Here is a 24,564-nt window from a genome sequence, read left to right as displayed (position 1 = left end):
ATCTGGACGGATTGGATCTGTGCGGGTGGGATCTGGACGGATTGGATCTGCGCGGGTGGGATCTGTGCGGGTCGGATCCGAAAGGGCCGGATCTGATGGCCCCGGCGGATCTGGCGGCCTCCGGCGGCCAGCTGCTGCCGGTCACCCCGGTGCTCGGGGTGGTCACCGCCGTGCTGCTGCTGGCCGCCGTCGCGGTGGCCGGGCGGGGACTGCTCGGCCACGGGCACGCGGTGCTGCGTGCCGGGCTGCGTGCCGTGGTGCAGCTGGCCGCCGTCGCCGCGGTGATCACCTGGGTGGTCGCTTCGCTCTGGTGGTCGGCGCTGTTCGTGGTGCTGATGTTCTCGGTCGCGGTGCGCACCGCCGGACGGCGGATGACCCGGGGCCCGGCCTGGGTCTGGGCGGCCGCCCCGATCGGCGCCGGGGTGCTGCCGGTGCTCGCCCTGCTGCTGGGCGTCGGGCTGCTGCCGCCCGAGGGCCTGTCCGTCATCCCGGTCGCGGGCATCCTGATCGGCGGGGCGCTCAGCGCGACCTCGCTGGCAGGGCGGCGGGCCCTGGACGAGCTGAGGCTGCGGCGCGGCGAGGTGGAGGCGGCGCTGGCGCTCGGCTTCGAGGAGCGCGACGCCCGGCTGGAGATCTGCCGGACGGCGGCGGCGACCTCGCTCGTCCCGGCGCTGGACCAGACCCGGACGGTCGGCCTGGTCACCCTGCCCGGGGCCTTCGTCGGGATGCTGCTGGGCGGGGCCTCGCCGGTCCAGGCGGGGGCGGTGCAGCTGTTCGTGCTGATCGGGTTGCTGGCGGTGGAGTCGGTGGCGATCGTGGTGGTACTGGAACTGGTCGGGCGCGGGCTGATCGCGGCCGAGCCGGACGGGGGCGCCCGGTAGGCGGGTCGACCGCCGTCGAGCTCTGTTGGCCGCCATCGACCGCTGTCGGACTCCGTCGATCCCCGTCGGCCGCCGTGGATCTCCCCGGGCGGGTCGGTCGACGCCGTCGGGTACGCTTGGGGCCGTTGAAGGGGAGTAGCCCTCCACCGGACCGTCGACATACTGGCCCCCAGGGGCCCGGCGCCCGGGGTACCGCTCGATGAGCGGTGCCGGCGAGACCTTCGGCCGCAGTGCTGTGACCATGACCAGTGCTGTCGGGCCGAAGCGTCCCCTGACGGACCTGCGGAGGCCGGGCAGCCCGACCGAGGACTCCTATGAGTATCACCGTTGCCGCGTTGACCTTCGGCATCATCTTCCTGGCCGAACTGCCGGACAAGACCGCGCTGGCCAGCCTGGTGCTCGGCACCAAGTACCGTGCGAGCTACGTCTTCGTGGGCATCGCCGCGGCCTTCGCCCTCCAAGTGGGCCTCGCGCTCGTCGCCGGGCACCTGCTCACGCTGCTGCCGCACCGCTGGGTGGAGGGCGTCACCGGCCTGCTGTTCCTGGTCGGCGCGGCGATGCTGCTGTTCCACGGCGGCGAGGACGAGGACGAGCACGCGGCCAAGGAGCCGTCCTCGAACAGCTTCTGGAAGGTGGCCGGGGCCAGCTTCGTGGTCGTCGCGATCGCCGAGTTCGGTGACCTGACCCAGATCATGACCGCCAACCTGGCCGCCAAGTACGCCGACCCGCTGGCCGTCGGCCTCGGGTCCTGGCTGGCGCTGTGCGCGGTCGGCGGGGTCGCCATCGTGGGTGGGCAGAAGCTGCTCAAGTACGTGCCGATGAAGCTGATCATCCGGGTGGCGGCGACGATCATGGTCGTGCTGGCGGGCATCAGCATCTTCGGGGCGATCACCGGCTGACCGGCCGGCGGGGTCACGGGCGGGGCGGCGGCTGCCGACGGGCGGCCGCCGCCCCTTTCCTGTGCCTGCGCTCGGACGGGAGCGGCAGCCCGGCTCGGCAGCCCGGCTCAGCAGCCGGGGCCAGCAGTCGGAGTCAGCAGCCGGGGTCGGCGGTGAGGGTGGCCTGGGTCTTGGGGCCGTAGACGCCGTTCTCGCCCTTGATCCGGTTGTCGCGCTGGTAGCTGGTGAGCACCGACTGGGTCCAGTAGTCGAAGGTGCCGGTGACGATCGACTTGTCGATGAATCCGCATTCGGCGGCGTACAGGCGCTGCTGCATGTCCTTGACGTCGGCCCCGCTCATCCCGAGCTGGAGCTGCCGCGGGCTCGGCGCCTGGGTCGGCGTGGGCGTGGGTGTGGGCGTCGGGGTGGGGACCGGAACGGGCGCCTGGACCGGAGGCGGCGGCGGTGGCGTCGGCGTGGCGGCCGGGGGCGGGGTGGTCGTCTTCGTCGGGCTCGGCCTGCGGGTGGGGGCGGCCGTCGGGCTCGGTGCCTCGCTGGTCGGCGCCGCGGCGCTCGGAGCGGGCACCGCCAGAGTGGGCGGGTCCACCGGCGCAGGCGCCAGGGTGCTCGTCGGCAGCGGCTGCGCCTGCTTGGCCGGCGGCTCGTTGGAGGGCGTCACCGCGTACGCGACACCGATGGTGAGCGCCACCAGGGCGGCGCCGGCCCCGGCGAGCAGCCCCTTGCGCTGGGCGAGCGGGTTCCGGTCGGCCTGCTCGGCCGCCCTCCTGGCGGCCCGGCCGCCACCGGCCTCCGGCCCGGGCACGGCCTGACCGGCGTTCGGGGCCCGACCGTTCGAGGCCGGCCCGAGGTCCGGCGCCTGCCCGAAGGAGAAGAGGCCGATCTCGTTCCCGGCCGGCCCCGAGGGCGGTACCGGCGGCAGCACGGTGGTGGCGTACGCCTCCGGGTGGGCGCCGAGGTCCGGGTAGCCGTCGGTCGCCGGGTAACCGTCGCCTGCCGGGTAACCGCCGCCTGCCGGGTAGCCGTCGGCACCCGGGTAGGCATGCGGGTCCGGGTAGGCAGGTGCGTCCGGGTAGCCGTCGGCGCCCGGGTGGGCACCGACGCCCGGGTGGGCACCGACGCCCGGCCCGAACGGGGCCTGCCCCGGGGCGACGGGCGGCAGCACGGTGGTGGCGTACGCGTCCGCGTCCGGTCCGAGCGGCGGAGCGGCCGGCGGCCCGGGCCGCCCCGGGGGTACGGGCGGCAGCACCGTGGTCGCGAACGGGTCCACCACCGGCGCGTTCGGGTGGGTCTCGTCGGCCAGCTGGTCGGCGGTCTGCGGGACGTACGGGCGGACCAGCGGCGGGCCCTCGATGTGGGGCAGGACGGCGGTCTCGGTGAGGCTCGGGTCCGGGACGCAGCCGCACCCGGTGGAGCGTGCGGTGCCGCACGTCGGGCAGTGCTGGTCCGGCATCGGCCGGTCCTCCTCGGTTTCGCGTCGACTTCGCGGGCGGCTGTTCGGTCGTCGGGCTGTTCGGCTGTTCGGTCGTTCGGTGCGCCGTCCGGGCGGAACCGGGCGCACGATCGCGCCTGATTATGCAGGACCGCTCGAAGGGTGGACAGGGGCGTCCGTCCCCCTGCGGGGAGGTTGTGCCGATTGGTGCCGGTTGGCTCTCCGGAGAACGCCCGGGGCGCGGCGGTTGTCCCCGGCGCTTACGCTCGGCTCAACCCGGTGGAACAAATCGGGACGAACCAGCGAGCGTTGTGAGCTGGGAGTGATCACCTGCCCGGCCCGGCCGACGGGCCCGCGACCCCGTACGGAGACGCCATGCCCACGGAGACGTCGTGATGTCGACGGAGAAGCCATGGCCGACGGAGAAGTCATGAGGGAGAAGCCATGACGGAGACGTCATGACGGAGCCGCACGCCGCGTCCGACCGGAGCGCCGCGGCCGGGACCGGCCCGCCGGCGGTCACCGTCCCCAACCTCTGGGTGCCGATCGGCGCCCTGCTGCTGGCGATGCTGCTGGCCGCCCTCGACCAGACCATCGTCTCCACCGCGCTGCCGACCATCGTCAGCGACCTCGGCGGCCTCGACCACCTCTCCTGGGTGGTCACCGCCTACCTGCTGGCCTCCACCGCCGCGACCCCGCTGTGGGGAAAGCTCGGCGACATGTACGGCCGGAAGCGCTTCTTCCAGGCCTCCATCGTGATCTTCCTGCTCGGTTCGGTGCTGTGCGGGATCGCCCAGAACATGGGCGAGCTGATCGCCTTCCGCGCGCTCCAGGGCCTGGGCGGCGGCGGGTTGATGGTGCTCTCCCAGGCGATCGTCGGCGACCTCGTCGCCCCCCGGGACCGCGGCCGCTACCAGGGCCTCTTCGGTGCCGTGTTCGGCGTCACCAGCGTGCTCGGGCCGCTGCTCGGCGGAGTGTTCGTCGACCACCTCAGCTGGCGCTGGGTCTTCTACATCAACCTGCCGATCGGCATCGTCGCCCTGGTGGTGATCGCGACGGTGTTGCACGGGCGGGAGGTTCGGCGCGAGCACCGGATCGACTACCTCGGCACCGTTTTGATCGCCGCCGTCGCCACCTGCCTGGTGCTGATGACCTCGCTCGGCGGGACCACCTGGGCCTGGACCTCCTGGCAGACCGTCGGCCTCGGCGTGCTCGGCCTGGTGCTGCTGCTCGCCTTCGTCCTGGTCGAGCGGACCGCGGTGGAGCCGGTGCTGCCGCTGCGGCTGTTCCGCTCGCGGACGTTCAGCCTGGTCGCGGTGATCTCCTTCGTCATCGGCTTCGCGATGTTCGGCGCACTGACCTACCTGCCGACCTTCCTCCAGGTGGTCCAGCAGGTCTCGCCGACCATGTCCGGCATCCACATGCTGCCGATGGTGCTCGGCATGCTGCTCACCTCGATCGGCTCCGGCCAGATCGTCGCCCGCACCGGCCACTACCGGATCTTCCCGATCGCCGGGACGGCCGTGACCACCGTCGGGCTGCTGCTGCTCTCCCGGCTGGACGAGCACAGCAGCACCGCCGAGATGAGCTTCTACTTCCTGGTCTTCGGCCTCGGGCTGGGCCTGGTGATGCAGGTGCTGGTGCTGATCGTGCAGAACTCGGTCGGCTACGAGGACCTCGGCGTGGCCACCGCGGGCGCCACCTTCTTCCGCTCCATCGGGGCCTCCTTCGGCGTCTCCATCTTCGGGACGGTCTTCGCCAGCGGCCTGCGCAGCCGGCTCGCCGACGCGCTGGCGGGGGTGCCGCTGCCACCCGGCTTCCAGCCGGAGACCATCACGGCCGACCCGCGGGTCATCCCCCAACTGCCGGCCGCCGTCCAGCCGGCGGTCTACCACGCGTACGCCGAGTCGATCACCCGGGTGTTCCTGTACGCGGTGCCGGTCGCGGTGGTCGCCTTCGTGCTGTCGCTGTTCCTGCGCGAGCAGAAGCTGCGCTCCGCCGTCACCGGGCCGGACCTCAGCGAGTCCATCGGCGTCAATCCGGTCGAGCGCAGTTCGCTGGACGAGATCGCCCGCGCGCTCTCGGTGCTGAACAGCCGCGAGGCCCGGCGCGACCTCTTCCGGCGGATCACCGAGACCGCCGGACTGGACCTGCGGCCCGCCTCCAGCTGGCTGCTCCTCCAGATGCACCAGCACGGCTCGGTCGAGCCGGCCGAACTGGCCGAGCGGCGGATCGTCCCGGTGGCCGTCGTCGAGGAGGCCGCCCGGGAGGTGGAGGGCCGGGGGCTGGCGGCGCGGTCCGGCGGGCTGTCGCTGCGGCTCACCGAACCGGGGGAGGAGGTGGCGCTGCGGCTGGTCGCCGCCCGGCGCGCCCAGCTCGCCGAACTGCTGGGGGACTGGGACGAGGAGCGGTACGCCGAGCTCGCCGGGGTGCTCAACCGGCTCAGCTCCTCGCTCTGCGCGGACCTGCGGGACCGGCCGGACTCCTCGGGGCCGGAGCCGCCGTACCGTGGGGAGGGCCGGTCGTTCTGACGGCCTGCCGGAAGGGTGGTGCGGAATGCCGCTCGAAATCGAGCGCAAGTTCCTGCTGGGTGACTTCGAGCCGCCGGACACGGCGGTGCGGCAGCACATCGAGCAGGGGTACATCGCGATCAAGGACGACGGGACGGAGGTGCGGCTGCGGCGGATCGCCGGCAGCTGCGTCCTCGGTGTCAAGCGCAAGGACTCCTCGGCCGGCGCGCCGGTCCGGATCGAGGTGGAACGCGAGCTCGGGGAGCGGGAGTTCACCGAGCTCTGGCCGGCCACCGCGGGCGCCCGCCTGGTCAAGGACCGCTACACCTTCGAGGCGTCCGGCGTCACCGTCTACGCGGACGTCTATCAGGGGGAGTTGGCCGGGCTGCGCACCGTCGAGGTCGAGTTCGGTTCGGAGGCCGAGGCGGAGGCGTTCTCGGCGCCGGAGTGGTTCGGCGCCGAGATCACCGGCGTGAAGGCGTACAAGAACCAGACCCTCGCGACCCTCGGGCTCCCCGGGTCCTGACCTCGGTGCCGGGGTTACGGCGCCCCGAACCAGCGCGGGGTGTCGAGGCGGAACGGGTCGCCGGGGGCGAGCCGGCGCAGGCCGTCCTCCAGTTGCCGCAGCTGCTCCTCGCCCAGGGTCGCGGCCCACTCCTCGCGCAGCTCGTCGAAGATCCGGGCGGAGCGGACCAGGCAGTCCACCCCGCGCCCGGTGAGCCGGACCAGCTTGCGCCGGGTGTCGGAGGGGTCCGCGGCGCGCTCGACGTAGCCGAGCTGCTCCAGGGTGTCGACGGTCTTGCCCGCCGCCTGCTTGGTGACGCCGAGGCGGCGGCCGAGTTCGGAGGCGGTGGTGCCGTGCGGGCCGATCGCCTGGAAGACGAAGCCGTGCATCGGGCGCAGGTCGGGATGGCCCTCGCGGGCGATGCGTTCGTGCAGCTCGTCGATGATCGTCCGGAAGGCGAGCAGCAGGCGCAGCGGCAGCTCGAAGCCCGGCGGGGGCGCTTCACTTGACACGATAGACAACCTCATTGACCATATAGACAACTTCATTGACCATCTTAGGGGGTTCCTTCGCCATGCCCGTGATCCGCCGGACCGACGCCCGCCGCACCGCGACCCCGAACGCCGTCATGACCACCTGTGCCTCGCCCACCCAGGGCTCCGCCGCCCTCGCCGTCTGGCACGTCGACATGGCTGCCGGCACCAAGGGCCCGCTGCACGCCATGGACACCGAGCAGGTCTGGACCCTGCTCACCGGCACTGCCCGGGTCGACCTGGCCGGGGAGGCCCTCACCCTCGCCGCCGGCGACACCGCCGTCCTCCCCGCCGACACCGCCCGCCAGGTCGCCACCACCGACGGCTTCACCGCCGTCGTCGCCTCCCCGTCCCCCGCCCACGCCTACAACCCCGACGCCCGCACCCCCGAGGGCGCCTGCGGCCTCGCCCCGCGCGACGACCAGCGCGTCCTGCCGCCGTGGATCGCCTGAGCCTCAGCCTGTGAGGTGTAGCAGACTGCTCCCCGTAAGCAGTCACCGGAGCAGAAGGAGTGTGCGCCCAATGTCCGTCGTCAAGATCAATGAATGTGTCAAGCCACTCACATAAGCCCGGACCGTCGCAGGAAGAGCCGCCGGACGCCGCGGCCCCGCCCAGGCGAACCCGGACGGGGCCGTTCCGAGGGCTGATTCAGCGGGACTGCGGGATGACGAATCCTCGCGTCGGACCGGACTGCCGGGATCGACCCGCCATGACTGTCAGAGCTTCGTCGGTGATGTCCCGGCGGGTGTCGGGGTCGGCACTGTCGTACACCCGCCACGGTCCGTCCGGATTCCCCAGGTCTTCCGGGGAGACGACTCCCCGAATGCCCAGGTTCCGGAGTGTTGTGGCCACTTGCTGGGCTTCGTTCTCGTCCACGCGTCCCGCCCTTCCGTGTTGGTCCGCCCAGGTTAGTGGGCTTCCCCGCCACCACCGCCGCCACCGCCGTTGCAGTGGGAGGCGCACGCCCCGGGGTTGATCGGTCCGCACCCACCGGGCACCGGGGTGTGCGAGCAGTTCGCCGCCACGGCCACCAGGGCCCGGGTCGGCCCCGTCCACAGTTCGTGGTCGGGGGTGTATCCGGCTTCCTCGATGAGGGCGACGGTCCGCACCAGCGCCGCTTCGTCGTGGCGCTCCGGGTCCGGGCGTTCCGGGTAGTGGTGCACGAACCCGCCGAGCCGCTGGCACAGTTCGGCGTAGACCCGGGTGTGGAGGATGAGCGCGTGCCACCCCTCGTCGACGACGTTGGACGGCGTGATTCGCACGGTGGGGAACGTGCGGGCGGTCACGACGAACTTGAGCGCTTCGGTCACGATGCGCTCGGCCGTGTCGGCGGTCATCTTGGGGTTGTTGTCCAGCACGGTGAACACGACCCGGTCGAACTGTCCCGGGTCGAGCAGCGAGCGCACGTCGGGACCGGGGCTGCCGGTCGGACGTTCGAGCTTCGGCATACTGGTGTCTCCTCACATCGTGCGGAGTGCCGGACACCGTTTGGCGTCCGGATCGTGCGGTGTTGCGGAACCCGCTCCGGTCGGCTGCCTGCCATGGATGACGGCCGGAGCGGGGGCTTTTGTGGCCCGTCAGGTTCGGGCCCTGGGCCGCTTCTTCGCCGCCACCGGGTCAGCCGGTGGGGTGGTAGGTCACGGTTACGTCAGCCCACTTTGGGGGGCAGTCCGGCCGGTACGTCCACTTGCCGTGCGCCTGGGCGTCGGCCTTCGCGTGGCGAAGCAGGATCTCCCCGAAGTCGGCGACTTCGCGCGGGACGTCCAGGACCCACCACCGCCGGGCCATCTCCGAAATCAGGTGAACGGCCAACGGAACGAACTCGTGCATGGCCGCGAACCCCCGGACGTCGGAGCCACCGGAGAAGGCTCCGGCTACACCGGGCTGGCCTCGGAAGAAATATTCGGCCCGCCAGGCCTTGCCTTCGGGGTTGAAGCCGCCGCCGGACGTCTCGCCCATCATGCGACGTGGCGCCCTTCCGCCGGCTGTCCGATGTACAGGAGCGGCTGACGCAACTTGCTGTTCAGGATGCCCACGGCGACCCGGATGCGCTGCGCCATGTAGGGCTCGGTGAGTTCGTCCAGCTCTTCGAGAGCCGCCCACCGGTGCCCGGCGAGCTCCGTGTCCGCGCCCACCGGGACACCCCGTTCCGAAAGAAGGTGCACCTCCCGGGGGGAGGCGATCCCGCCGTCGCAGATGATGTTGAAGCCTTCACACGCGCCGGTCGACGGGTTGGCCGGGATCTGGTCGATCCCCAGGTGGTGGGTGATCACCCGCTGAAGCCCGGTTTCCTCGGCAAGTTCGCGCGCCGCAGCGTCGGCGATCTGCTCGCCCTGGTGGGCGGCGCCGCCGGGGAGCTGGAACCCCGCGCGGTACCTGGGTTCCACCAGGAGAACCCGTCCGTCCTTGTCCAGGATCAGGATCAGCGCACCGACCCGGCGCCTCGGCTGCCGCTGAACATCCTTGTGCACCATGGGTGTTCCCTCGATAGTGGGTGAGCAGATGAGCCCGCCCCGGGCTGGAATGGACGAACCACCCGGGACGGGAGTTCATGGGGCCGGTCCCCATCCGGAACGTTTAGCCAGAACATCCGGGGGGACCGGCGTGCGCTCCCGGGTTCCGAGCCCGGTGCGCGCCCGGCAGGGTCCGGATCGACTACAGACCTTTTGCCGGGAGTTCGGGGGTCCCCCTTGTCCGGCATGGAGCACGACCGCCAGGGGCCGGACAAGGGGCTCAGCGCGCACCAGCCGGTTCGCCACGCGTTCCGGGGGTGCCCCGACACGGTGGCCTGTACGCGGACCTGTCTCGGGTGCTGAACCCGTCCTGGGGCCGACTAAACGGAAGAAAATGCCGACCCCAGGACGGGGGTCTTCAGGTAGTCCCGCCCGCCCGCACGGGGGTTGTGGTGCACGGGCGGACGAGACCCCGGTTCCCGTACCGATGTTTCCGCCCAGACTTCAGCCCCCGGGCGGGGTACGGAAGTTGGGTCCCGCCCCGAATACGGAGTCAGCCATGACAGCGCGCTCGGGACGGGGGTCTGAAGGGGACTTCGTCCAGATGTCGGGGGGTCACCTGGGCGTGGTCGGTGCCGCTCTCAGGCCACGGCGGGGGCGGCGGTCTCGCTGTCGAGTCGCTTCCGGCCGCAGACCTGAACTCGTGTCTCGTCCGGGTGCGTCGCCACGAAGCCATGCGGCAGCAGGTAGCCGAAGTACCCGCACTCGCACTTCCACGTGGCAATGCCGTCCGGGTCCGGCGGGGCGGGGCGGATCTCCTCGCCGTTTGGACATTTGTTCTCCTCGTCCTGCACGTGTTCTCCCTCGGGACAGGGCTGGTCGCCGCCCAGCCGACGGCCAGTCAGCGAACTAGTCCAGCATGAAGAGTGGCCTAGTTCAGTCGCTACGGTTCCGAGTGAACTAGTCTGCTCACGCGGGGAATCGTCCACCGAGCGGAAGCGAGCGAACGTGCCGAGCAAGACGCCGAAGACGTGGTCTGTGATCGCGGATCACTACCGCCAGCGGATCCTCTCGGGAGAGCTGGAACCGGGCGCAAAGCTGCCCAGCAACAAGGAGATCGCCGGCCGCTGGAACGTTGCTGTTGCCACGGTCAGCCGAGCGCTGCAACACCTCCAGGTGGAGGGTTATCTGCGCACGTCACCACGGGGAACGTTCGTCGCGGACGACCCGCGCGTGAGTGCCAGCAGTCGCGACCGCCTTGCCCGGGTGCAGAGGGTGCAGTCCAGCTTCATGGATGGCGAAACCAGCCGCGTGACGGCCGCCGAAATCGTCATCCCGCCGCTCTATGTAGCAGATCTGTTCGACTTGGAGCACGGCGCCCAACTGGTTCGTCGCGAGTACATCGCCGGGCGCGGCAAGTCGCGAACCCTCTTCGCGGTGTCCTGGTATCCCGCACACTTCGCCGCGCTTGTGCCCGATTTGCTCAACACGGCACCAGGACGAAACGACGGGATCACGGCAAGGGTCCTCGAAGCCACGGGCCGAACCATCACCGCCGCACGCGACGACATGCACGCGCGAACCGCGGACCAGCGAGAAGCCGCCGCCCTGGCGGTACCTGTCGGCAGCTCGATCCTGGCCCTCGTCCATCGCTGGTCAGACGACGAAGGGGTGATCGAGTACACGGAGTCGTGCTTGCCCGCCCGCTTCACCATCGGCTACGAGTACACGCCGTAGGTTGGCCAAGAACGCAAAGAGGCCCCCGCCCCCACAACCCGCAAGGGAGGTGGGGACGGGGGCTTTTGCCATGTCAGTGAGTCAGCCAGCGAGAACGTTCATCAGACGCGCCGCCGCCTTACCGCCGAACAGTGCAATACCGCAATAGAACTCAATGCGGGTTCGATAAACCGGCTTGTCGTGCGCTTCGCCGAGGTCGGTCACCTGGATTCCGCCATTGGTCAGACCCGTGACACCGGCGTCCGCCTCGGTGGAGCCGAACCGCACCGCATAAATATCGCCTGTCTCCTTACCGCCGGTACCGGCCGTGAGCGGGAGAATGTCCGTACCGTCGAGCTTCTGGCCGGGGTCGAGCATCGGAATGCCGTTCCACATGGTGGCCTTCTTGCCGTTGATCTCGGACGTCAGCAGCTCCGCACCGCCGAGCCGGCGAAACCCGGAGCGGATCTTCGCAAGGATCGCCGAATTCATGTACAGCGCACCGTTCGGCCCGGCAATCCCACGAACCTGCCCGGTCAGCGCGTCGAGTGCATCGAAGAAGTCGTATCCGTTGGCAACCGGGCCGACTCCCTTCGCGTCGAGCACCTGTCGGCCGATCAGCCGCTTCCGAAGACCGTCAAGCCCCTTCGGATTCACAGCGGTGTCACCGTTGAAGAACTGATCCGAAAAATGCAGCGAAGCGGCCTTGACCTTCAGCGTCTCCTGAATTGCGCGCTGGTCATTGATGTTGCCCCGCGTCTGTACGAGAAACTTGTCCACATCGGAGTCGCCGCCGAGAATTGCAAGGGTTTCGATGCGCGAGTTCACCGCGCCGACGCTCTCGGGGTACGCCTCATTGACAGCTCGGAAAGAAACTCCGGGGAGCTCGGATTCCTCATTGTACCGGTATGCCGTTCCCTCGGTCTGAATAAGGGGAAGGCGGTCGAGAATGGGCGACTCCTGAACGAAAGTTTCGATCACGCCACGCTGAAGGTCCTCCGTAGAGAGCTTTGCAGATTCAGCAAGGGTAAGAGCCATGATTAAAATCTCCTAGTTGTAGGAATTGTTGTTACTTGCTTCCGGGGCGGTCAGTCCCAGATATCGGAATCGTCGTCAGGCTCCGGTGGCGCGATGGCCACACGGGCACTTGGGGACAGCCCCAACTCTCTGATATAGCGCGAGAGTTGAGAGCGGTACTGTGCTGCTATGGTGGCGGCCCCGTTCTTCACCGTGCCCCGCTCGGCGGTGACCATGAGCCCACGTTCGGACAAGTCCCGCTCCGCCTGGTCGATCCGTGCCACGCAGACGCACAGATCCTTGACTGTGGAGTGGTCCACTTCGCCGAGCCCGGCGGCAACTTCGAGAATTGGCACGACACGTCGCCATTCAGCTGAGGCCATTTCCCGGCAGCGGATATTTGCTGCTTGAATCTCGGCGAATGGCGAATCCTTGAAAACATCGTGCCAATTGGGTTCGACGAGAACAGCACGCGGGACGATCACGCCTTCTCGGATTTCAGTCTTGGGCGGGTTCCCTTCGCGGACCCGTATTGCTGATGGCTTGGGTCGATATCGGTCAGCCATTGTCTCTTTCCTGATTCGCCTCGGGGTGCGCGGAACTTCCAAAAACGGCCGCAGCTCCAACGCGAGAAAGTCATCTCCCTGCCGATCAATGGCAGGAGGAGAGGGGAGTACCCCCCTGGTAAAACTGCAGGTCAGCGGCGTACGGGCTTGGCATTCGCCGCAGCCCAACCACCCGGCTGACGGGCGGCGGTCTCCCTGTTGTGACAGAGAGTGCACAACGGCCGGAGCCGATGGAACGCGTCCGGATCGGCCACGCCCTGTGCCACCAGCTCTCGCCGGCTCGCAGGGAAGTGGTCCGCCACGGTGGCCACCGAGCCACACAGCAGACACCACGGATGCCGGTACAGGAACGCCCGCCGGATGCGCTGCCACCGGGTCGAGTAGCCGCGCTCAGCAGCACTCCCCCGCAGTGCCTCGGCTTCCCGCTCGTGAGCGGCACAGCGACCACCGCGGGCAGTCAGCTCGGGACACCCGGGCACGCTGCACGGGGGCCGGGGTCGTCGTGGCATGGTGGCCCTCCCGTCACGTTGCGTGAATCGTTATCCTCAGATCCAGCTCAAATCCATTGGCGATGCAGCATGCGCCTGCTGCCATGGACGGCATGCCGCAGAAGACAGCAACCACTAGTCAGCCGCAGTTCGAACTCCGTTGGGGAGGGCTGCACCTGACGATTCGTCGTATCCCTCGGTGGGTACTCACCGCCGGTCCCATGCTCGGTACAGGAGCCCTCGGCGCGTGGCTCACCCGACGTTGACGGCAGCATCAAGCACGTCCGCCCACGCGGCACGGTGCCGTTCCTCGACCTGCCGCAGGTACTCCCGGGTCGGTCGCAGGACCTCGGCCGTGGTGGTCGTCAGCAGCAGACCGCGGGGAAGTCGAGCAGCAGCAGCAACAACAACCGTCGCCAACAGCTCGGCCACCTCGGGCCCGTGGTCGTAACGTTCCTCAACTCCGAGCACTGGTCGTCTCCCCCTCGGTCTTCCTGCGATGGCACGGGCGGCACAGCGACCACACGTTGTCGTCGGTGTCCTCGCCGCCGAGGGCAAGCGGCTGCTGGTGGTCGACGTCGACCAGGGCCGCGGGGAAGTCGTCGCCGCACAGTCCGCACCGCGCGGAGCCCGCTCGGTCGACCAACCGGCGAAGCCTCTCCGTGCCGTTGTGGCGCCGTGCCACCAGGGCGAGCAGCCGGCGGCGGGCGGGGTCTGGGGGACACGGCTCCTCCTGTCGTGGGCGGGCCTCGGTAGTAATGGGGAGCACCCCTTGCCAGACTTCTCGGGTGCGCGCGGCAGGGGTTCCCAGTACCAGTGAAGAGCGAAGGTTTCCCCGCTCCGGTGGCGCGGTGGCGAGAGGGGCCCCGTTTCTTCTTCTCTATATTTTTTCTATGTGTTCTAAAAAATAGGAAAGAACCACCACCCCGCCACCTCTCTCGCCGCTGTCGGCCGGGGCTCGGCCTGAGGGTGACGAGGCGGACACGGCCGCCTGTCTTCTGCCCCTACTGGTGTGGAGAGCGCAAGGAATTCCCGAGGCTCGCCGATCGGCGGTGTCCCGGTCATGCCGCTCCCTCCCCCGGGGATAGAGGAGGGGGACGAATTCCTGCGGGCCGCCGAGCGGCGCCGTCCCGGTTCGTTCCGTCCCGCCCCTCCACTGGTAGGGGAGCGGGGCGATCTCCCACCTGGGTCCATCGGGTGACGGGGTGACGTTCGAGAGGGTGATTTCAGTTTTCTCTAGACTCTCTGTGTCATAGAGAAACCTGATTTTGGCCCTTCGAACGTCACCCCGTCACCCCTGGTGCCCTCTGCCGCTGGGAAGGGCGGGGCCTTCGATCTGAGCAATCGCCCTGACCATGCGAGCCTGTGACGCTGCCAGGTCGGCGAGGGCGGCGGAGTGGTCGGTACCGCCCGCGTGGACGGCGCGCATCAGTTGTTCGCAGCCTCCCCGAACCGGTGGCAACCCCAGAAGCCCCAGAAGGCGCCCAGAAGGCGCGAAGAAGCCCCGCCCGACCGCAGGGGGCCAGGCGGGGCCGAAAGGGGCCCGGGAGAGCGGCTGGGCCCGTTTGGTGTTAGAAGACATCTCATTTGGGCTTGTAGGCTGCTCCCGTGACGATCGTGGAGCGCCTGGTGCCGGACGAGTTGTGGGAGCTGTTCCAGTTGGTGGTGCCGGCGGCGCCGACCCGTCCCCAGGGCGGCGGGCGGCGGCGGTACGGGGATCGCGAGGTGCTGGCGGCGATCGTGTTCGTGGCGACGTCGGGGTGCACGTGGGCTCAGCTTCCGCCCTGCTTCGGCCCGTCCGGGCCTACCGCCCACCGGCGCTTCACCGAGTGGAGCAGGGCCAGGGTGTGGGCCAAGCTCCACCGGGTCGTGCTGGACGAGCTCGGCGCGCGCGGCGAGCTGGACTGGTCGAGGTGCGCGGTCGACTCGGTGAACATGCGGGCCCTGAAAAAGGGGAGCTGACAGGTCCGAATCCTGTCGATCGGGGCAAGTACGGGTCGAAGATCCACCTGCTCACCGAACGCACCGGTTTACCCCTGTCGCTCGCGATCTCCGGGGCCAACCTCCACGACAGCCAGGCTCTGATCCCGCTCGTCGACGCCATCCCACCGATCCGCTCGCGACGCGGCCCGAGGAGGCGCAGGCCCGGAAAACTGCGCGGCGACAAAGCCTACGACCACCGGTTCATCCGCTCCTACCTGCGCCGCAGGCAGATCCCGGCCCGTATTGCCCGCCGAGGAATCGAGTCCTCCCAGCGTCTCGGCCGCCACCGCTGGGTGATCGAGCGCACCGTGGCCTGGCTGAGCGGATTCCGCCGACTCCACCGCCGCTACGAGGTCAAGGTCGACCACTTCGCCGCCTTCGCCAGCATCGCCGCAGCCGTCATCTGCTACCGCCGACTCTCCAAATGAGATGTCTTCTTAGTCGACGGACGGCTTCTCGGCCCACCTGATGACTACGCGGTCCCGGGTGTTTGCGTTCCGGCCCCTGCCTATCGCCTTGGTGATCCGGACCGAGTCCACGAACAGCGACAGGAACTCCCGTTTCCGCTCAAGGGTCATGCCCGCCCAGGTCGAGCCGTCGCCGACTGGGTCGCCATCGGGGGCCGTCCACTCCGCCGGGATGGTGACGGTTCGGTTGTTCGCCGATCGGAATTCTTCGACTCGTGCGGATACGCGCTCCTCGTGCGCAGTCAGCCGGGCGACCGATTCGGCGAATATTCGCTTGCCGGTCTCGCCGACGTACAGGCCTTCCTGCCGGTCCTGGTACAGGGTGCGAAGGGCTTCGCGTACGTGAACCAACTCGGCTTCTGATGCAGCCTGTTCGGCATCAAGAGTCGGGTCCTGCTGCTGGCGGGTGAATCGGCGAGCAGCCTCCATCAGCCACTCTGCGTCGTCTTCGTCATCCGGGTCCATGGCTGTCAGGCGTGCCCAAACCGAGCTGGCCACCTCGTAGTCCGCAGCCGTTGCGTCGATGACCAAACCGCCGTGCCCGGGGACGACACCGGCGGGGCGGTTGCACTTGTAGTAGAGCTTGGGGTTGTCGTCGTCGCCCCTGTCGTCCGCGACCATGACCGAACCGCAGACGTCGCAGAACAGCATCCCGTGGCCAGCGAGCAGCGTCGGGACGCGACGGCCGGAGCGGGCGACGACCTTCGAGCGGCCGTCCAGGATCTCTTGGAGAGTCCACCACTCCACGGCCGTGATGATGCCGTCGTGCGACACCACGGGAGAGCCGTCGTCTCCGCGCAGAACGGTCCGCTTGCCCTGTGTTCCGGGGACCACGTTGCCGTCCTCGTCCTTCGTGCGCGGCTTCCGGCCCTCCCAGACCATGGCGTACCCGGCGAGCCGGGGATCACGGAGGATGCGCAGGACGGTGGAGGTCGTCCAGCCGGGGCCACTGAGGCTCTTGGACGAGCCGTTCGCGCGGCGCGCTTCAAGGCGCTTGGTGCCCTTGTCGCCCAGCGTGGTGACCTTGGTCGGCGCGTTCGAGTTGGTGAGCTGGCGCGCTATGTCTCCGGCGGACATGCCATCGGCAGCCCAGCGGGCCATGTCGCGCACGTGCGGCGCTTCGACCGGGTCGGGGATCAGTCGTATCACGGACAGTTCGCCGCGCTGCTCCCGGACCGTCTGGAAGCCGTACGGCGGGATGCCGGAGACGTGGCTCCCGGCCGCGCGCAGCGTCTCCTTGGTCGCCGTGACGTAGGCGGACTTGAGGTCGGATTCCTGCTGTGCCAGTGCGGCGATCAGACCGAAGATGGCAACGCCCATCGGCGTGGAGGTGTCGAGGTAGGGCTCTTCGACCGAGACCAGGCGTACGCCGTAGCGAGCCAGTTCCTCGTTGATCCTCATGGCCTCCAGAGCACCCTGCCTGGTGAGGCGGGACAGGGAGAACACGACCACGGCGTCAACCTGACCGGCGCGGACGGCCGCCATCATCTCCTCGAACCCGGGTCGAGTGACGTTGGGGTCCCACCCCGACTTGCCGACGTCTTCGAAGTGGCCGTTGTTCTCCCAGCCCTTGGCGACGATCAGGGCTTCGGTCTTTGTCCGCTGGGCAGCCGGCGAAGCCTGCGAGTCGTCCTCACGCTTCTTTGACTGTCGTATGTAGGAGACTGCTCGCACGTGGTCAAGGTTAAGCGCCCAGGTAGAGGGCCTAGTGATGAGAGGTGTCATGTGAGTAGCGTCGTCAAGATCAACGTGCTGACGGTACCGGCCGAGCAGCGCGAGGTGCTGGAGCAGCGCTTCGCCTCCCGCGCCGGCGCGGTGGAGAACTCGGACGGCTTCGAGTGGTTCGAGCTCCTCCGCCCGGTCGAGGGCACCGACCAGTACCTCGTCTACACCCGCTGGCGCAGCGAGGAGGACTTCAAGGCCTGGATGGAGGGCCCCATGAAGGCGGCCCACCAGAACGGCCCCTCCGGCGAGGCCCCCAAGCGCCCCGCCGCCTCCGGCTCCACCCTCTGGTCCTTCGAGGTCGTCCAGTCGGCGGGCCCCAAGGCCTGACGTCCGGCGGTAGTTGCGCGCCCCGGGGTTCACGGAACCCCGGGGCGCGCTGCTGTGTGCGGGGGCGGGCGGTCAGGCGGCGAAGGGGGCGTGGTCGGCGCGCCAGAGGAGGCGGAGGTGGAGGGGTGGGGGGTCGAGGGGGAGGCGGGTGAGGGTGCCGGTGGTGAGGTGGTCGTGGACAGCGTGGGTGGGGAGGAGGGCGATGCCGAGGCCCTGTGCGGCGCAGGCGCGGGTGGTGGGGACGGCGCCGGTGCGGAGGCGTTGGACGTGGTGGCCGAGGAGGCGTTCGCCGGCGAGGTGGTAGGAGCAGGCGGGGGTGTCGACGAGGAGGCGGTGGCCGCGGAGGTTCTCGGGGGTGAGGGTGGTGGTGCGGGCGAGCGGGTGGGTGGGGGCGGCGACCAGGGCGAGGGGGACGGCCTGGAGGTCGAGGTGGTCGAGCGGGGCGGGCGGCAGGGGGAAGCCGAGTGCGCCGAGCGGGCCGGGGGCGTCGAGGACGAGGGCCGCTTCCAGGGCTCCGGCGGCGACGCCGTCGAGCAGGACGTCCCGGCTGGCGTCGGTGTGGAGGGAGATGTCCAGGCCGGGGCGGCGGTCGGTGAGGCGGGCCAGGACGGCCGGGAGGTGGGCGGTGGCGACAGCTCTCAGGACGCCGAGGCGCAGGCGGGTCCGGGTGACGGCGACCTCGCGGCGGGCCTGTTCGGCCTGATCGAGGAGCCGTCGGGACCAGGGCAGCAGCCGTTCCCCGGCCGAGGTGAGGGTCAGGTCGCGCCTGGCCCGGTCGAACAGGTCGGTGCCGAGGCTGTGTTCGAGGGTGCGGACCTGTTCGGAGACGGAGGCCGGGGCGAGTCCGAGTGCCACGGCCGCGCCGGTGACGGTGCGGTGGGTGACGACGGCGTCGAAGACGCGCAACTGACGTAGTTCCACTGGTTTCCCCGGTTCCCCCGAAGGTCCGTACCGTGCCCGTGCGAGTGCTGCGGGACAGGGTACGGGGGTGTACCGGGGGGTGGATGGGGATTCCGGTCGGTTCGGTGGCTTCGGCGGGCCGCGTGCTGCCCGGCCGCGGCCCGCAGGCCCGGCCTCGGGCTCCTGCGGCGAGCAGGGGACTCCTCCTCGGTGCCCCGGCCGTGGGTGCGGACCGGGGCACCGAGGGCGGTGGTCACCCGGCCGGGTTCTCCGTCCGTACGGCGAGGGCGTGGGCCTCGTGCAGGGTGCCGGTCGCCTCGGTGTGGTCGCCGTGGACGAGTTGGGCCATGGCCAGGTCGGTGAGCGCCCTGGCCAGGCGCCGGGTGTCGTGGGCGGGGCCGGTCGTGTGGAGGCGGCGTTCGATCCGGACGCTCCGCCGCAGCCGGGGGAGCGTGAGGTGGGCGTAGTAGCTGGGATGGTCGCCGCGGACCGCCCGGCGCAGGTCGAGCCGCCGGGTGAGGGTGCCGAGGGTGGCGAGCAGGTCGCGGTCCTCCGGCAGGGGCAGTGGGCCGTAGGCCCGCTCGGACGGGTCCTCCGCGTCGGGCAGGCGGTCGGTGGGCTCGGGCGTGTCCGTGATGGCCTCGACGGCCCGTGCGAGGGTGACCAGTCCGTCCTCGAAGGACGCGCGCAGGCTGAAGGACCAGTGGTGGAGGTTCAGGCCCAGCACCGGTTGGAGGCGCCGTCCCGGGTCGACGCCGAGCGCGAGCGGGTCCGGGGCGTCGGCCGCGGCCTGTTCGTCCCGTACGCCGGAGCGGGCGAACAAGGCGCTCCGCAGGCCGTCGTTGAAGCCGAAGTTGCCGGCGTCGCCGCGGGCGGGCAGGCGCTCGCAGGAGCGGGCGGCGTCCGCGAGCAGCCGGTGCGACTGTTCGGTGCGGCCCAGATCGGCGAACCACAGGGCGGCGCCGGCCGCCCGTAGGGCCGGGACGGGACTGCGGGCCGGTTCCGTGCGGCCCTCGCGCAGCCAGGCGAGGGCCTCGTGTTCGACGGCCACGGCCTCCTCGGTGCGGTCCGCGAGGCGGAGCAGCACGGTGAGGTCGAGTAGTCGCCACGTCAGGTCGCTCCCGCCGGCCTCGGTCACCGCCCGGGAGCGGTCGGCCACCGCGCGGGCGGCGTCCACGGCCTCGTCGAACCGTCCCGCCTCGGCGAGGCCGTGGGCGAGGTCGGCGTGCAGGACGGCGGCCCGGCCGAGGCCCTCCACCGGCCGGTCCGCTTCGGCGCGCCGGGCCAGGTCGGCCGCCTCCTGCCGGGCGGCGAGGGCGGGGCCGTCGGCGTGGGCCAGGGAGTACTTCAGTGCGAGGGAGGCGAGGGCGTTGGCGGCGGCGCCCAGGTGTTCGGTGCCGCCGTCGGCGACCAGGGCGCGGTAGATGCCGGCGGACTCCTCCAGGAACGGGACGGCCTCCTCGGGCCGGGGCCTGGGCCGGCCGTAGGCCCGGCCCCGCAGCGCCTCGGCCAGCGCGGGCAGGCCCGAGGCGGGGTCGGTGCGGGCCTGGACCCGGAGCCGGGCGACCGTCTCGTCGGTGACCGGCTCCCGCCTCGGGCGGCGGGCTCGCGGTACGGCGTGGTCGTGGTCGGACGGGGCTCCGTGCGCGGTTGTCACGCGTTTCCTTCCAGCGCGGGGACGGGCGGTCTCCCGTCCGAACGTCCGTACGCCGAGGATGAGTTCCGGACACCGGGGCGCTGCTGAGCGGGAAGTCGGACAGGCCGACTTCTCGCGCGGGTTCGTCCGCCGCCGCCCACGCCCTACCCGGCGAGCGTGCCGTCCAGGTACTCCCGCACCGGCGGGAACAGCGGGAACGGCACGTAGCGGTCCAGCTCGGCGCGGGACGCCCAGACCACCCGGTCCAGCTCGTCGGAGTCCACCACGGTGGCGGTGCCGCCGACCACCTCGCAGGCCGTGTATGCCATCCGCCGCCCGTTCTGCGGGTGCACCCGCTCGCCGAGCAGCCGGGCGGCGGCGACGTGGAGGCCGGTCTCCTCGGCGGTCTCGCGGACCGCCGCCGCCTCGGGGGACTCGTTCGGCTCGACCTCCCCGGCCGGGAACTGCCAGGACAGCTCGCCCTCGGCGATCCGCCGCCGCACCATCAGCACCCGGCTGTCCTTGACGACGATCGCGACGGCGACGGCGGGGAGTTGCTCGGGGGTCTGCTCGGTCATCGCTCTGCTCCTCGGGCGGGCAACGGTGTCGACGCCATCCTGGCCCGGGACCGCAGGCCCGCTCGGCAGGCTCCACGGGCCGCGTGTCGTGTCGGCTACCCGTGCGCCGGCCCGTAGAGCGCGGCCGGTGCGCCGGTGGCCAGCGCCCAGTAGCGGTCCCCGTGCGACCAATGCCACCACTCGGTGGGGTAGTTGACGAGCCCGGCGCCGGTCAGGACGTTGCTGAGCAGCCGCCGGTTGGCGCGGGCCTCGGCGCCGATGCCGTCGGCGTGGGTGTAGCAGGCCCCGGCGCTCTCCTCCGGGCTGGCGTTGACCCTAGTGCCGAGGTCGAGCTCACGGCCGTCGGCGTCGACGAGGGTGAGGTCGACGGCGGCCCCGGCACTGTGCGGCGCGATCTCCGGCGGCGAGACGTAGCGGCTCGTCGCCGACCTGATCCGGTCGGCGGGCCAACCCGGGTTCGCGGCCCGCAACTCGGCGGCGTACTCGTCGAAGTAGCGGCTCTGGAGAGTCGGTGGCCGGTATCCCTCGACGAACAGCAGCCGCAGGCCGTCGGGCAGCGCGGCCTGCGCGTCGAGCAGCCGATCGAGCACCCCGGCCCGCAGGCGCGCGAAGGCGCCGGTCCCGTCCTGCTTGCGCTCGTCGACCAGGAGCCCGCTGCCGCTCCGTACGTCCAGCAGCTGCTCGTCGCGGGGCGCGACGGGTATCGCGGCGACCTTCGGGTCGGACATGAGGATGATCTCGTTCAACACGTCTCCTGGTGAAGGAAGTCGGGGCTGTGCGGCCGATCAGGACGATCAAGCCCCGCCAGTCTGGCATTGGGAGCCGTGCCGGCGGATCGGTTCATGTGGCCCGCAGGCGGTCCAGGAACTCCGGGACGCCGTCGACCCGGCGGTAGGGCTTGAAGGCAGGCGCGAGTTCGCGGACCAGGGCGACGCAGCGGGGCGCGCCGATGCGGGTGGCCAGGTCGAGGGACTCGGTGGTGACGGACAGCGCCTGCTCGATGTCCTTGGCCTTCAGGTGGCTCCTGGCCTGGTATGTCAGGAAGATGCCGCGTGTCTTGTCCCTGGCGCGGGGCAGCAGTGCCATCCCCTCTGCGATGAGGGCATGGGCCTCGCCCGACCGGTTCAGGTCGAGGAGGCACTGGCCGGAGTCCACGGCCAGGTCGGCGGGGCTCATCCAGGCGCACCACCCGGGCGGGGGGTCGGTGACGTCGACGGCGAGGGCGGATTCGGCGTCGGAGAGGTCCCGGTAGCAGGCGGAGCGGTCGCCGAGTGCCGCATGGGCCCTGGCGCGGCGGAGGAGGAGCAGGGAGCGGGCGGTGGGGTGCGAGACGCCGGACAGGGCGTGTCCGAGCTGGTCGACGGAGACCTTCGATTCGCCGAGCCAGTTGGCCTGGTAGGCGAAGTCGGACAGCACTCCGGCGCCGTGGTCACGGTCGCCGGCGGCGTTCGCGGATTGGAGAGCGGCTTCCCAGAGCTTCCCGGCCGCCCAGTGCCGGCCTCGGTCGAAGCGGTGCCAGCCGCTGGTGGTGGCGAGTGAGGCGGCCAGGCGGTGGAGGCGGCGGCCCGTCCCCTCGCCGTAATGGCCCTCCTCGATCAGGTCCGTGACGGTGGTCAGGTGGGCGTCCACCAGCCGGGCGGTGTGCTGACGCTGTTCGGTGGGCATGGCCGTCAGCGTCCTGCCGGTGCCCTCCAGCCAGTCCACGAGTGCGCCGTCCACTCGCTTGCCGCTCAGGGCCGAGGCGAGGCGTTCGGGCTCGGCGGGCTCGGCGGCGGCCCACTGGGCGGCCAGGCCGCCCAGCGAGATCGCGCTGAAGGTCATGAAGGTGCGGCGGTCCATGGCGGCCCTCTGTGCGTCGTGGAGTGCGTGAACGGTGTGAGCGGCCCCCAGCGGCAGCGGTTCGTCGCGTCCGGGCAGCCAGTAGGGCCAGCCGTACGCCTCCAGGTCCGAAAGCGGGACGTCGAAGGCTTCGGCGATGAGGAGTTGGGAGTCGGTGTTCGGCGTCTTGCGCCAGTGCTCCCACCGGCTGATGGCCGTCTTGTCGGCACCGGAGAGGAGTCCGTGACGGCGGGCGGCCTTGTTCAGCTCCGCGACGAGGTCGCCCTGCGACCAGCCGCGCAGCTCACGTGCGTAGGCGAGGGGGTGCCGGATCGGGTCGTCCACGGGGCCAATCCCATCATCGACAGTGACCGAGAGCTTACTGTCGGCGAGGGCGGGACAACCCCGGGACTACGGACAATGCCTGGTCGGCGACCGCGACTTGGGCTGTACTCGACTCACGCCGACAGAGTTCCGGCACAAGCGGAAGCGTCTGTCCGTGAAACGTCGCGCTGCGGTCATCGGGCTTCGACCACCAGGTCCTTCCGGCCGCCTGCCCGGCGGCGCTGCCGGGTCGGCGGCCCAACTCGTCCGCCTCTCGCCCCGAAAGGAGTACTGCGATGCCTTGCCAGGAGCCGAAACCGCCCCCGCCGAGGCCGGTGGGCCCGCGCACTCCCCGCCCGCCGGACCGGTAGGCCGGCGATCACGATTTCCAGCACGTCGAGAGGAGCAGAACATGGGCAAGCACGGCGGAGGGCCCGGCAGCGACGGGCCGGGTACGGCGGGCGGAGGCAAGGGCGGCAGCCACTCCGGGAAGCCGGACACGGCGTCGCAGGACGGCAAGCGGGACGCGCCGCCCACCAACCTGCCCAAGCCGTCGAAGCCTTGAGGGGGACTGTCGCGTGAAATGGGACGCGCTGACTGACGACCTCCGGGAGTCCGGGGCGCTGTCGGCCGGCTGGGAGCCGGTGTTCCGGGATGTGCCCCGCCGACTGTTCGTTCCGGACCGGATCCGCCACCGGGGTGAGTGGATCGACCGCAATGAACACCCGGTCGAGTGGGGCGAGTTGGTCGAATCCGACATCCCGCTGGTGACCCGGCTGGACGAGGACGGCCGCACGCCGTCCTCGTCCAGCTCGATGCCCACCGTCGTGGCCCAGATGCTCCGGCACCTGCAAGTCTCCGACGGCATGCGGGTGCTGGACGTCGGCACCGGTACGGGCTGGACGGCCGGGCTGCTGGCCCGCCGGCTCGGGGCGGAGCACGTCACCACCGTCGAGCTGGATCCTGAACTCGCCGCTGCTGCGCGGTTCCGTTTGGAGGTAAATCGCCTGCTGGCAGGGACAGTGGTCGGCGATGGCATGCTCGGCCATCCGGCGGCCGCGCCGTACGACCGGGTTCACGTCACCGCCGCCGTGCAGCGTGTCCCAGACGCGTTGATCGAGCAGACGGTGCCCGGGGGTGTGATTGTCGTCCCGTACGGCACGGCGTTCTGCAACGGCGGGCTGCTGAAGCTCACCGTCGCCGACGACGGCCGTTCCGCGAGCGGGCCGTTCGTCGAGGACGTCGCCTTCATGTGGGTGCGGGGCCAGCGCCCCGGGAGCGGCGAGTTCGAGATCGAGGACGTCCGGCACGGCCCGTCCGAACTCGACCCCGCTGTCGTGGCGGAGGACACCGACGCGGCCTTCGCGATCGGGCTGCGGTTGCCGGGGCTGTTCCGTCAGGAGGTCTCGGCGGGCTACGACCGGTTCGGTACCGGCCGGTTGGAGGTGTGGGACGGGGTCTCGTACGCCCACTGTCGTCTGGCCGACTGGGACGGCAGGCACGCCGTCGCGCAGTCCGGCCCCCGCAGCCTGTGGGACGAGCTGACCGCCGCCCACGCCTGGTGGCAGCGCCAGGGCGAGTCGGGTCTCGACCGGTTCGGCCTGACCGTCACCGTCGCGGGCGAGCACCGCGTGTGGCTGGACGAGCCGGACCACGTGGTCGGTTGATGTGGGGTGGTGCGAAGCGCGTCCTGGGCTTACGAGCCTGGGGCGCGCTGGGCTGTGCGCGCTCGCGCCGCCCGAATGGGTGATCAGGAAAGAAGTGTGACGGGACGTTACGGAATTACGGTGAATATTGCGGTGCCGGGCG

27 protein-coding genes are annotated in these 24,564 nt (G+C 70.7%); 10 read left to right on the top strand and 17 right to left on the bottom strand.

What is annotated here, in order from left to right; all coding sequences use genetic code 11:
* Positions 1-95: 95 nt before the first annotated feature.
* Positions 96-881 carry an ABC transporter permease gene (locus ACFVVA_RS15040; RefSeq protein ID WP_387689530.1) on the top strand — a complete coding sequence of 262 codons (786 nt, stop codon included), beginning with the start codon at positions 96-98 and terminating at the stop codon, positions 879-881.
* A 314-nt stretch (positions 882-1,195) separates the two neighbouring features.
* Positions 1,196-1,780 (top strand): TMEM165/GDT1 family protein, encoded by a 585-nt coding sequence (locus ACFVVA_RS15035; protein ID WP_387689527.1) that lies wholly within the window; start codon positions 1,196-1,198, stop codon positions 1,778-1,780.
* Between the two features lie 133 nt (positions 1,781-1,913).
* Here the strand turns inward: ACFVVA_RS15035 and ACFVVA_RS15030 are convergent, their stop codons facing one another.
* On the bottom strand, positions 1,914-3,230 hold the full coding sequence (locus tag ACFVVA_RS15030; RefSeq protein WP_387689524.1) for a peptidoglycan-binding protein: 1,317 nt from the start codon (positions 3,228-3,230) through the stop codon (positions 1,914-1,916).
* Between the two features lie 437 nt (positions 3,231-3,667).
* Here ACFVVA_RS15030 and ACFVVA_RS15025 point away from each other — a divergent pair, with 437 nt between their 5' ends.
* Entirely contained in the window at positions 3,668-5,740 is a 2,073-nt protein-coding gene (locus ACFVVA_RS15025; protein ID WP_387689521.1) for an MFS transporter, read from the top strand.
* A 25-nt stretch (positions 5,741-5,765) separates the two neighbouring features.
* Positions 5,766-6,245: a hypothetical protein gene (locus tag ACFVVA_RS15020; protein WP_387689518.1), complete on the top strand. Its 480-nt coding sequence runs from the start codon at positions 5,766-5,768 to the stop codon at positions 6,243-6,245.
* A gap of 14 nt (positions 6,246-6,259) precedes the next feature.
* On the opposite strand, the gene ACFVVA_RS15015 is transcribed toward ACFVVA_RS15020, so the two are convergent.
* A complete protein-coding gene (locus ACFVVA_RS15015; RefSeq protein ID WP_387689515.1) occupies positions 6,260-6,751 on the bottom strand; it encodes a MarR family winged helix-turn-helix transcriptional regulator in 492 nt (163 codons plus the stop codon).
* Positions 6,752-6,798: 47 nt separating this feature from the next.
* On the opposite strand from ACFVVA_RS15015, the gene ACFVVA_RS15010 reads away from it, so the two are divergent.
* Complete coding sequence (locus tag ACFVVA_RS15010) at positions 6,799-7,209, top strand: cupin domain-containing protein (RefSeq protein ID WP_387689512.1); 411 nt, start codon at positions 6,799-6,801, stop codon at positions 7,207-7,209.
* A 196-nt stretch (positions 7,210-7,405) separates the two neighbouring features.
* Here ACFVVA_RS15010 and ACFVVA_RS15005 read toward each other — a convergent pair whose 3' ends face one another.
* The 5 genes from ACFVVA_RS15005 to ACFVVA_RS14985 form a co-directional block, all read right to left on the bottom strand.
* Positions 7,406-7,633, bottom strand: a complete 228-nt coding sequence (locus ACFVVA_RS15005; protein ID WP_387689509.1) for a hypothetical protein — start codon at positions 7,631-7,633, stop codon at positions 7,406-7,408.
* 32 nt (positions 7,634-7,665) lie between these two features.
* On the bottom strand, positions 7,666-8,205 hold the full coding sequence (locus ACFVVA_RS15000; protein WP_387689506.1) for a glycine-rich domain-containing protein: 540 nt from the start codon (positions 8,203-8,205) through the stop codon (positions 7,666-7,668).
* Positions 8,206-8,374: 169 nt separating this feature from the next.
* The gene (locus ACFVVA_RS14995; protein WP_387689503.1) at positions 8,375-8,719 is read right to left on the bottom strand and encodes a hypothetical protein; all 345 of its coding nucleotides are present in this window, start codon (positions 8,717-8,719) and stop codon (positions 8,375-8,377) included.
* Complete coding sequence (locus ACFVVA_RS14990) at positions 8,716-9,231, bottom strand: NUDIX domain-containing protein (protein ID WP_387689500.1); 516 nt, start codon at positions 9,229-9,231, stop codon at positions 8,716-8,718. Before ACFVVA_RS14990 ends, ACFVVA_RS14995 begins: the two co-directional genes overlap by 4 nt.
* 620 nt (positions 9,232-9,851) lie before the next feature.
* On the bottom strand, positions 9,852-10,064 hold the full coding sequence (locus ACFVVA_RS14985) for a hypothetical protein (protein WP_387689497.1): 213 nt from the start codon (positions 10,062-10,064) through the stop codon (positions 9,852-9,854).
* A gap of 154 nt (positions 10,065-10,218) precedes the next feature.
* Here ACFVVA_RS14985 and ACFVVA_RS14980 point away from each other — a divergent pair, with 154 nt between their 5' ends.
* Positions 10,219-10,947 (top strand): GntR family transcriptional regulator, encoded by a 729-nt coding sequence (locus tag ACFVVA_RS14980; RefSeq protein WP_387689494.1) that lies wholly within the window; start codon positions 10,219-10,221, stop codon positions 10,945-10,947.
* 81 nt (positions 10,948-11,028) lie between these two features.
* Here ACFVVA_RS14980 and ACFVVA_RS14975 read toward each other — a convergent pair whose 3' ends face one another.
* The 4 genes from ACFVVA_RS14975 to ACFVVA_RS14960 form a co-directional block, all read right to left on the bottom strand.
* Positions 11,029-11,964: a major capsid protein gene (locus ACFVVA_RS14975; RefSeq protein WP_387689491.1), complete on the bottom strand. Its 936-nt coding sequence runs from the start codon at positions 11,962-11,964 to the stop codon at positions 11,029-11,031.
* 50 nt (positions 11,965-12,014) lie between these two features.
* Positions 12,015-12,428: a phage terminase small subunit P27 family gene (locus ACFVVA_RS14970; protein ID WP_387689488.1), complete on the bottom strand. Its 414-nt coding sequence runs from the start codon at positions 12,426-12,428 to the stop codon at positions 12,015-12,017.
* Between the two features lie 821 nt (positions 12,429-13,249).
* A complete protein-coding gene (locus tag ACFVVA_RS14965; protein WP_387689485.1) occupies positions 13,250-13,468 on the bottom strand; it encodes a hypothetical protein in 219 nt (72 codons plus the stop codon).
* Positions 13,455-13,643, bottom strand: a complete 189-nt coding sequence (locus ACFVVA_RS14960) for an HNH endonuclease (RefSeq protein ID WP_387689482.1) — start codon at positions 13,641-13,643, stop codon at positions 13,455-13,457. Before ACFVVA_RS14960 ends, ACFVVA_RS14965 begins: the two co-directional genes overlap by 14 nt.
* 968 nt (positions 13,644-14,611) lie before the next feature.
* Between ACFVVA_RS14960 and ACFVVA_RS14955 the strand changes: the two genes are divergently transcribed.
* A protein-coding gene (locus ACFVVA_RS14955) for an IS5 family transposase (protein ID WP_387689662.1) occupies positions 14,612-15,408 on the top strand; the annotation gives its coding sequence in 2 pieces (ribosomal slippage) (positions 14,612-14,957 and positions 14,957-15,408; 798 coding nt in all).
* A gap of 9 nt (positions 15,409-15,417) precedes the next feature.
* On the opposite strand, the gene ACFVVA_RS14950 is transcribed toward ACFVVA_RS14955, so the two are convergent.
* Positions 15,418-17,121, bottom strand: a complete 1,704-nt coding sequence (locus tag ACFVVA_RS14950; protein ID WP_387689479.1) for a recombinase family protein — start codon at positions 17,119-17,121, stop codon at positions 15,418-15,420.
* A 51-nt stretch (positions 17,122-17,172) separates the two neighbouring features.
* On the opposite strand from ACFVVA_RS14950, the gene ACFVVA_RS14945 reads away from it, so the two are divergent.
* Complete coding sequence (locus ACFVVA_RS14945) at positions 17,173-17,499, top strand: antibiotic biosynthesis monooxygenase family protein (protein ID WP_387689476.1); 327 nt, start codon at positions 17,173-17,175, stop codon at positions 17,497-17,499.
* A gap of 72 nt (positions 17,500-17,571) precedes the next feature.
* Here ACFVVA_RS14945 and ACFVVA_RS14940 read toward each other — a convergent pair whose 3' ends face one another.
* The 5 genes from ACFVVA_RS14940 to ACFVVA_RS14920 form a co-directional block, all read right to left on the bottom strand.
* Positions 17,572-18,420 (bottom strand): LysR family transcriptional regulator, encoded by an 849-nt coding sequence (locus ACFVVA_RS14940; protein ID WP_387689473.1) that lies wholly within the window; start codon positions 18,418-18,420, stop codon positions 17,572-17,574.
* Positions 18,421-18,652: 232 nt separating this feature from the next.
* Complete coding sequence (locus ACFVVA_RS14935; protein WP_387689470.1) at positions 18,653-20,056, bottom strand: hypothetical protein; 1,404 nt, start codon at positions 20,054-20,056, stop codon at positions 18,653-18,655.
* Positions 20,057-20,199: 143 nt separating this feature from the next.
* Entirely contained in the window at positions 20,200-20,613 is a 414-nt protein-coding gene (locus tag ACFVVA_RS14930) for an NUDIX hydrolase (protein WP_387689467.1), read from the bottom strand.
* 95 nt (positions 20,614-20,708) lie between these two features.
* Positions 20,709-21,359 (bottom strand): M15 family metallopeptidase, encoded by a 651-nt coding sequence (locus ACFVVA_RS14925; RefSeq protein WP_387689465.1) that lies wholly within the window; start codon positions 21,357-21,359, stop codon positions 20,709-20,711.
* A 94-nt stretch (positions 21,360-21,453) separates the two neighbouring features.
* Positions 21,454-22,776, bottom strand: coding sequence for an XRE family transcriptional regulator (locus ACFVVA_RS14920; RefSeq protein ID WP_387689462.1), 1,323 nt, complete (start codon positions 22,774-22,776; stop codon positions 21,454-21,456).
* Between the two features lie 391 nt (positions 22,777-23,167).
* Between ACFVVA_RS14920 and ACFVVA_RS14915 the strand changes: the two genes are divergently transcribed.
* Complete coding sequence (locus tag ACFVVA_RS14915; protein ID WP_387689459.1) at positions 23,168-23,320, top strand: hypothetical protein; 153 nt, start codon at positions 23,168-23,170, stop codon at positions 23,318-23,320.
* Positions 23,321-23,333: 13 nt separating this feature from the next.
* A complete protein-coding gene (locus ACFVVA_RS14910) occupies positions 23,334-24,422 on the top strand; it encodes a methyltransferase domain-containing protein (RefSeq protein ID WP_387689456.1) in 1,089 nt (362 codons plus the stop codon).
* Positions 24,423-24,564 lie beyond the last annotated feature (142 nt).

Source organism: Kitasatospora sp. NPDC058048 (assembly GCF_042885555.1).
Classification (GTDB): Bacteria; Actinomycetota; Actinomycetes; order Streptomycetales; family Streptomycetaceae; genus Kitasatospora; species Kitasatospora lactacystinica.
The sequence above is the reverse complement of the archived record's forward strand: the minus strand, read 5'-3'. Positions and strand labels throughout refer to the sequence as shown.

What these genes read in the sequence shown, in the direction of transcription:
- ACFVVA_RS15040 (WP_387689530.1), top strand. Translation starts at nt 96, where the DNA reads ATGGCCCCGGCGGATCTGGCGGCCTCCGGCGGCCAGCTGCTGCCGGTC.
- ACFVVA_RS15035 (WP_387689527.1), top strand. Translation starts at nt 1,196, where the DNA reads ATGAGTATCACCGTTGCCGCGTTGACCTTCGGCATCATCTTCCTGGCC.
- ACFVVA_RS15030 (WP_387689524.1), bottom strand. Translation starts at nt 3,230, where the DNA reads ATGCCGGACCAGCACTGCCCGACGTGCGGCACCGCACGCTCCACCGGG.
- ACFVVA_RS15025 (WP_387689521.1), top strand. Translation starts at nt 3,668, where the DNA reads ATGACGGAGCCGCACGCCGCGTCCGACCGGAGCGCCGCGGCCGGGACC.
- ACFVVA_RS15020 (WP_387689518.1), top strand. Translation starts at nt 5,766, where the DNA reads ATGCCGCTCGAAATCGAGCGCAAGTTCCTGCTGGGTGACTTCGAGCCG.
- ACFVVA_RS15015 (WP_387689515.1), bottom strand. Translation starts at nt 6,751, where the DNA reads ATGAGGTTGTCTATCGTGTCAAGTGAAGCGCCCCCGCCGGGCTTCGAG.
- ACFVVA_RS15010 (WP_387689512.1), top strand. Translation starts at nt 6,799, where the DNA reads ATGCCCGTGATCCGCCGGACCGACGCCCGCCGCACCGCGACCCCGAAC.
- ACFVVA_RS15000 (WP_387689506.1), bottom strand. Translation starts at nt 8,205, where the DNA reads ATGCCGAAGCTCGAACGTCCGACCGGCAGCCCCGGTCCCGACGTGCGC.
- ACFVVA_RS14995 (WP_387689503.1), bottom strand. Translation starts at nt 8,719, where the DNA reads ATGATGGGCGAGACGTCCGGCGGCGGCTTCAACCCCGAAGGCAAGGCC.
- ACFVVA_RS14990 (WP_387689500.1), bottom strand. Translation starts at nt 9,231, where the DNA reads ATGGTGCACAAGGATGTTCAGCGGCAGCCGAGGCGCCGGGTCGGTGCG.
- ACFVVA_RS14975 (WP_387689491.1), bottom strand. Translation starts at nt 11,964, where the DNA reads ATGGCTCTTACCCTTGCTGAATCTGCAAAGCTCTCTACGGAGGACCTT.
- ACFVVA_RS14930 (WP_387689467.1), bottom strand. Translation starts at nt 20,613, where the DNA reads ATGACCGAGCAGACCCCCGAGCAACTCCCCGCCGTCGCCGTCGCGATC.
- ACFVVA_RS14915 (WP_387689459.1), top strand. Translation starts at nt 23,168, where the DNA reads ATGGGCAAGCACGGCGGAGGGCCCGGCAGCGACGGGCCGGGTACGGCG.